At 48.0% G+C, this 7,152-nt stretch carries 6 protein-coding genes and 1 pseudogene; 3 read left to right on the top strand and 4 right to left on the bottom strand.

Annotated features, from left to right (window positions below; genetic code table 11):
- Positions 1-219: pseudogene (locus tag ACQY6F_RS17615) on the bottom strand (glutathione peroxidase); the annotation flags it as partial.
- Positions 220-602: 383 nt separating this feature from the next.
- Between ACQY6F_RS17615 and proV the strand changes: the two are divergent.
- From proV to proX, 3 genes are read left to right on the top strand one after another with little or no spacing between them, the layout of a single operon-like run.
- Entirely contained in the window at positions 603-1,790 is a 1,188-nt protein-coding gene (gene proV, locus ACQY6F_RS17610) for a glycine betaine/L-proline ABC transporter ATP-binding protein ProV (RefSeq protein WP_428776309.1), read from the top strand.
- Between the two features lie 5 nt (positions 1,791-1,795).
- Positions 1,796-2,881: a glycine betaine/L-proline ABC transporter permease ProW gene (proW, locus tag ACQY6F_RS17605; protein ID WP_428776307.1), complete on the top strand. Its 1,086-nt coding sequence runs from the start codon at positions 1,796-1,798 to the stop codon at positions 2,879-2,881.
- A complete protein-coding gene (gene proX, locus ACQY6F_RS17600) occupies positions 2,874-3,881 on the top strand; it encodes a glycine betaine/L-proline ABC transporter substrate-binding protein ProX (protein ID WP_428776305.1) in 1,008 nt (335 codons plus the stop codon). The genes proW and proX overlap by 8 nt, the downstream gene beginning before the upstream one ends.
- 96 nt (positions 3,882-3,977) lie before the next feature.
- Here proX and ACQY6F_RS17595 read toward each other — a convergent pair whose 3' ends face one another.
- The 3 genes from ACQY6F_RS17595 to ACQY6F_RS17585 all read right to left on the bottom strand — a co-directional run bounded on the left by ACQY6F_RS17595 (position 3,978) and on the right by ACQY6F_RS17585 (position 6,896).
- Positions 3,978-4,679, bottom strand: coding sequence for a UTRA domain-containing protein (locus tag ACQY6F_RS17595; protein WP_428776303.1), 702 nt, complete (start codon positions 4,677-4,679; stop codon positions 3,978-3,980).
- A gap of 120 nt (positions 4,680-4,799) precedes the next feature.
- Positions 4,800-5,372 (bottom strand): NADPH-dependent FMN reductase, encoded by a 573-nt coding sequence (locus ACQY6F_RS17590; RefSeq protein WP_428776301.1) that lies wholly within the window; start codon positions 5,370-5,372, stop codon positions 4,800-4,802.
- Between the two features lie 387 nt (positions 5,373-5,759).
- Entirely contained in the window at positions 5,760-6,896 is a 1,137-nt protein-coding gene (locus tag ACQY6F_RS17585) for a hypothetical protein (protein WP_428776300.1), read from the bottom strand.
- Positions 6,897-7,152: the final 256 nt, after the last annotated feature.

Here is a 7,152-nt window from a genome sequence, read left to right as displayed (position 1 = left end):
TTGATACAGTGACTCCAGTTGCTCGAATTGTGGTGTGAATCCGCACTGACTGGCTGTATTCACCACTAATAAGGTTTTACCTTTGAACGCACTGCACAGCTCGACCGTCTCGTTTGAGTTTAATTTGCGCTGCGATCCCTGCAGTAAATCCGGACAACTTTCGGCAAATACGGTGGTAGTCATCAGGGCCAGCCCTAACCCGAGAATTGGTCTAGTCATTATTCTGCTTTCCTTGTCGTAACGGTTTAGTTGTGTTTTCAACAAAAAAGTTGAAACGATAAAGGTTGAAACGTTAAAGCTTTTACGCCCCGGTCAAGAGAAAGATCAACCCTCCCACCAGAACCACTATTACCCGCACTGTCGCACATTATTTGCACCATACATAATTAGCACTCTAATTATTAAGCAGCGAATTTATTCTGCGTCAATATACATCCACCCCTTATGAAACAAGGCATTAATCTGCACTAAGTTCGAGGTTTTATTTAGAATACGATGCTATTTCTCCGTAATTCGTTGAATTTGATCTTGTATTTAATTAGAGTACTAATGTTTTATCAAACTAAAACACCGCTAATCGAAAGCTATTAAAGGATTTAAGAATGTCTCCCATATTGGAAGTACAAGGGTTGTATAAAGTGTTTGGCGAAAAGCCCGAACGCGCGTTTACACTCATTGAGCAAGGTGAAGACAAAGATAAAATTTTTGACCAGACTGGCCTAACCGTCGGGGTTCATGATGTATCGCTGACGATTAATGAAGGCGAAATTTTCGTCATCATGGGCTTGTCTGGTTCAGGAAAGTCTACTCTGGTTCGTCTGCTTAACCGGCTGATCGAACCGACGCGCGGAAATGTGTTGCTGAAAGGCAAAGACATTGCGCACATCTCGGAAGACGAACTAAGAGACGTTCGTCGTAAAAATATCTCCATGGTATTTCAGAATTTCGCTCTGATGCCGCATATGACAGTGATTGAAAATGCCGCCTTTGGTTTAGAACTGGCTGGTGTCGATATCGATAAGCGCCGGGCAAGTGCGTTGGCTGCCTTAGAGCGGGTTGGCCTGGACGCTTATGCTGAATCTTACCCGGATGAGCTGTCCGGTGGTATGAAACAGCGGGTTGGTCTGGCGAGAGCACTGGCCTGTGACCCGGATATCCTGTTGATGGACGAAGCCTTTTCCGCACTGGATCCCCTGATCCGAACGGAAATGCAGGACGAATTGCTCAAACTGCAGGAGGAACATCAGCGCACCATCGTGTTCATATCCCATGACCTGGACGAAGCGCTGCGCATCGGTGACCGTATCGCGATTATGCAAGATGGTGTGGTCGTTCAGGTTGGTACCCCAGACGAGATACTGCACAACCCGGCCAACGACTACGTTGAAGCCTTCTTCCGTGGTGTCAATATCGCCAGCGTACTCACCGCTAAAGATATTGCCCGCAAAAAGCCGGCAGCGGTATTTAAAAAATCAGAGAATGATGGTCCGGCATCGGCAATGCAGCTGCTGATGGATCATGACCGTGAATTTGGCGTTGTGGTGGATAAGACCAATCGATACTCAGGTATTGTCTCGGTTCAGTCACTACGACTCGCTCATAAAGAGAATCGTTCGCTGGCAAGTGCGCAACTTGAAGACGATGTGACTCTCTCCCCTGAACAGCCCGTCAGTGAGATTTTAGGCACAGTTGCCAGTGTTCCCTACTCTGTCCCAGTTGTGGACAGCACAGGAAGCTATATGGGTGTCGTCACAAAATCACGCCTGCTGCAAACACTTGATAGGGAATAAGTCATATGTCTTCTGAACAAAATAACAATGACCCGTGGGCACAAAGCGCGCCCGCACAAACCGACCCCTGGGGTCAAAGCGACGCCGCTAGTACTGATAATAGTTGGCTGAGCTCTGAACCCGTTCAGCATCAGTCATTTGATTTTATGAATCCTTTCACTGATGCCGTCGTGCCGTTCGATAAATGGGTAGAATCCGGTCTGAACTGGCTGGTTGACCACGGTCGTCCTCTGTTCCAGGCCATTCGCATCCCAATCGACTTCATTCTATCGTCGTTTGAAACCGCGCTGGTTTCAACACCAGCCCCTATCATGCTGGTACTCATGTTCTTACTGGTGTGGCAATTTGCCGGTCTGCGCCTTGGCGCCACCACGGTCATTTCGCTGATCGCCATCGGCTTGATCGGAGCCTGGTCGCAGGCGATGACGACTTTAGCACTGGTGATGACTTCGGTGTTTTTCTGTCTGCTGATAGGCCTGCCTCTGGGCATTTTCCTGGCACGCAACGCCACCGCCGCAAGATTTGTCCGGCCAATGCTGGATGCCATGCAAACCACGCCGGCATTCGTCTACCTGGTGCCGATCGTCATGCTGTTTGGTATCGGTAATGTTCCTGGCGTCGTCGTCACCATCATCTTCGCACTGCCACCCGTGGTAAGGCTGACCATCTTAGGTATTCAGCAGGTACCACAAGAACTGATTGAAGCCGGGCACTCTTTTGGTGCCAATCGCAAACAGATGCTCTACCGCATTCAGCTTCCGTTGGCGATGCCAACCATTATGGCCGGTGTCAACCAAACCTTAATGTTGTCGCTCTCTATGGTGGTAATCGCTTCCATGATTGCCGTCGGTGGACTGGGACAAATGGTGCTTCGGGGTATTGGCCGTTTAGACATGGGCCTGGCCGCTGTCGGCGGTGTCGGTATCGTCATCCTGGCGATCCTGCTGGACCGAATCACTCAAACCTTGGGCGTTAACGCCCAGAATACCAAACAGCGCTGGTATCACTCTGGCCCTGTTTCTTTTTTACTGAAAGGTAAAAAACCATCTAAACCACTCAAGCTTCAACCTGGGAGGAAAGTTAATGAGTAGTTCATGGAAGAAAGCCTTATCCGTAGGCGTTATCTCCACATTCGCAATTTCAACTCAAGCGTGGGCAGAACAGCTGCCAGGCGAAGGTATCACTGTGCAACCGGTGCAATCTACCGTTGCGGAAGAAACCTTTCAGACCTTGATCGTTAACAAAGCGATGGAAGCTCTGGGCTATGATGTCCAGTCAACGAAAGAGGTGGACTACAACGTTGGTTACACCTCGATCGCCAAAGGCGATGCCACTTACCTGACGGTAGGTTGGTTCCCGCTGCACGCAGACAAGTACACTATGGCTGGCGGTGATGAGAAATTCTACCGTAAAGGCCAGTACATCAGCGGTGCGGCACAAGGTTACTTGATCGACAAGAAAACGGCCGACAAATATGGCATCACCAATATCGGTCAGCTAAAAGATCCAAAAGTGGCAAAACTGTTTGATGCCAATGACGACGGTAAAGCCGACTTGACCGGTTGTAACCCTGGCTGGGGCTGTGAACTGGTTATTGAGGAGCAGTTGACCGCTTACGGCCTGCGTGACACTGTCACCCACAACCAAGGCAACTACGCTGCCATTATCGCCGATACTATTTCTCGCTACAAAAAAGGCGACCCGATTCTTTACTACACCTGGACTCCGTACTGGGTTAGTGGCGTACTGGTACCGGGTAAAGACGTAGTCTGGCTGGAAGTACCTTTCTCGGCACTTCCTGGTGAACGTAAAGATATCGACACCGCACTACCAAACGGCAAAAACTACGGTTTTGAAATGAACTCAATGCGCATTGTTGCCAATAAAGAGTTCGCTGAAGCCAACCCTGCGGCAGCCAAGCTGTTTGAAATCATGAAAGTTAACATCAACGATGTGAGTGCTGAAAACATGATGATGAGCCAGGGTAAGAACTCGGCAGCAGATATTGAAGCTCACGCAAACGGTTGGATAAAAGCAAACCAAGACCTGTTTAACTCCTGGATTGCAGAAGCCAAACAAGCAGCGATGTAAACATCCACTGATAGCTTATTAGCCAAAATAAAAGCGATAGCACCGTGTTGGTTGCTATCGCTTTTTTATCTGCGCCATACATACTTGTCAACCAGGCTAGTTGACCTCAGACATCGATTCAATACTCAGCGCATCATGCCGCCAAAATTCCACGGTGCCGATAACGGCTTCCCCATTCGAGCCTAAGCAGACTTTTTCAACGACAGTCGCGGGCGACCCTGCCGTGGCACGTAAAGCTTGTGCAGTTTCCCCTAACAGCGAGCTGGTGCTGATTCGATAACGGATTGCGTTTAACACCAGGCTAAACTGTTGCTGAAACAGCTCACTAAGCGATGCAGACAGATCGCAATCCAACAGCCCTTGGAAATTGTCGGGCCGAATATAATGAGTAACATACGCCACAGGGCGATCTTCCAGATAACGAACCCGGTTAATACAGTAAACATCTGAAAACGGTGGCAAGCGCAACATTTGAGATGCCTGCTTGTTTGCCAACACACTTTGCGCAGACAATAACTCGGTCGTTGGCCGCCGGGTCTGTTCAACCGCCATCAGCGTAAAGCCCTGATTCTGTCTTAGATCGTATACCAGCGGCGTGGGCGATATAAACCAGCCTCGCCTGTCTTCGCGAAAGATTTTCCCTTCCGCCTCAAGTAGAGAAAGAGCCTCACGTAACGTGACACGAGTCGTGTTAAAAGATTCAGCCAGTTTGCGTTCAGGTGGCAGTTTCTGCCTCGGCGCCAGTAACCCGGAGCTGATTTGTTCAACCAGCGCATCTTTGATCTTTACGTACTGCACTCAATATCCTTGTTGTGTCACGCTAGAGCTTGATAGTACACATTATTTCACTCAAGGTCATACTCGAAAAGCACGATTTGAATGACCACAGGCCAGCGGTGGCCCCGCCGCCTGAAGTGGTCATTCCTCACGTGGTAATACGGTCAGAACCCGTTCGACGAAGGCTTGTAATTCAACCATATATTTTCCCAAAAACTCACGCATACGCTCGTCGGTGATTTCGAAGTCATCATCAATCAAGCCTTCGTGATATTGTATGTAAGCCTCCACCGTGTTCATTAACGGCGAGTTGCAAAAGCACAGCACGCCGCGCAACTGGCTCTGCGCCACTGCGGTACCAATCGCTCCCGGTGAAGTCCCGATAACGCCTGAAGGTTTTTTGGCGAAAGAGTTTTGCCCCCAGGGGCGACTGGCCCAGTCAATCGCATTCTTCAAACAGCCGGGTATGGAGCGATTAAACTCTGGAGTGACAAACAACAAGCCATCACACTCTTCTATCGCTTGCTTGAACGCTTTGGCAACTGGCGGGAAGTCCTCGTCATAATCCTGACTGTAAAGAGGCAGCTCCCTGATGGGAATTTCAACCAACTCCAATTCCGCCGGTGCCAATCGGGCTAATGCCTTGGCCAGCTTGCGGTTGATAGACGTGGAAGACAAACTGCCAACAAAATACCCTACTTTATATGTAGCCATATACCAGTACTCCTCGCAGTAACTTGGCCTCCGAGCCCGGCTTCATTCAGCAAGACTTCTCCCGTTAGCGGGCGGCCATTTAAACTTTATTCACCCGGTAATTAGTTTAGTTGCCACACTGAGATCGTGCCCGATTGAACATGCCAATGGAATATATTTGGCAAAAGAGATAAAGGAGAATATTTGAGTTTTAATCCAATAACTCATAGAAAACAGCTATTGGTAGGTATCTACACGAGATAAATAATCGGTGTTGATAATCCGCAAGTCATCTAATGTTCATTGGATGACTTGCGGATTGATTAAGCCTACATATTTGTTTAGGCCAAACTAAGCACTTACTGCATATACAGCGTTATTATTCGGTTTAGCCTATCAGCAGACTCACTAGTTAGTTTCAGCGTCAGCCGTCGCATTCGCACTGGCTGTAGCTTGAGTGCAATTGAGGCCAAGGTTACCCGTTCCTACTATCTCTAATAAGTCTTCGGTACCAGGCAAGTTTTCGTAGTGGACCATCATGTCCATTGCGAGAGACGAACCACCTAAAGCGCTTGCAGAAGAAGTCGCGGCGGCTTGCGCATAAGCGACGATAGATTGAGCCGCGTTCGCAATCTGTTGCGCTGCCTTAGCTGCAGAGTCACTATCCGTCACAATAGGTAACGATCCGGTACCTATAATCGGCAGGTCCCAGTCAAATGTCAGCTTACCACTAGATTGAGCTTCAGCAGATGCTTGTGCCATAGCATAGACGAACGAGGTGGCCATAGCGTCCGCATATACTTGAGCAAGGACATCGGTTTGAACGTTAAATACAGTGCCACTCGCTGCGCTTATTTGTGTACTGAACTCCTCTATATTCGCACCTTGGACATAGAATGAAGAACCACTGCTTGAGACTCCTCCCCCTACTGCGCTCGCTGAAGCAGCACTATCACCATCGGCAGCAGACCCAGACGTAGCGCTGGCCGAGCTCACTGCCGAAGCGTCAACTTCAGCAACTGCTTCAGCTGTAGCTTGTGTTCCAACCTTAACATTGATCTGAATTACTTCGAGATCAATATTAAAATCAATACCTTGGAATATATTCATTAAGGCTTGAGCTATCAGTTCAGCGGCAGCTTCCGCTTCTGCACTAACATAGGCCGAAGCATCCGTTTCTACCTCAGTTTCAGATTTAGCAACCTGGGCAAAAAGAGTACCACTTCCCATACTCGCATTTAGCTCAACTTGATGAACAGCCCCATGATTACCATGCCTGGTAAGATCAAGAGTCACATCTCCAGAATAATTAACGTCTATATAAGACGTAGCTTCGGACATCGCATAGGCTAAAGCGCTCGCTGAAACATCGCTATCGGAATTGTTGGCTAAAGCTGCTGCTGGAGTCAGGCATGTGTCCGCACCTGCAACATTGTCAGATATCGTGGTAGTTGTACTCCCATGAGTATTTTGTCCTGGTGGACCTGCCCATGTTCCTGTGGACAACAAAGAACTGATTAAGACAAAAAGCATTTTTTTATTCATTGTGAATCTTCCTTGTTTTATTTGGTGACGAAACTACTCGGCATTGAATCACGCAAACCGTCATTACACGGGGGAAATGCTAGGACGAAATAAAAAGATTCGTGAATTTTCCTTATAGAAATGGAACTAAAACTGCAGTTATTGAGTAAGTAATTAATTTTTGTTTATTGAAGAGTATACCTGACTTGAATAAGTCGAATTTCTTGCTAATCAAACCCAACTGAAAATATATTTGTGAAATATTAGGCGCACAAAC

It is taken from the genome of Vibrio sp., assembly GCF_050299255.1.
Lineage (GTDB): Bacteria > Pseudomonadota > Gammaproteobacteria > Enterobacterales > Vibrionaceae > Vibrio.
The sequence above is the reverse complement of the archived record's forward strand: the minus strand, read 5'-3'. Positions and strand labels throughout refer to the sequence as shown.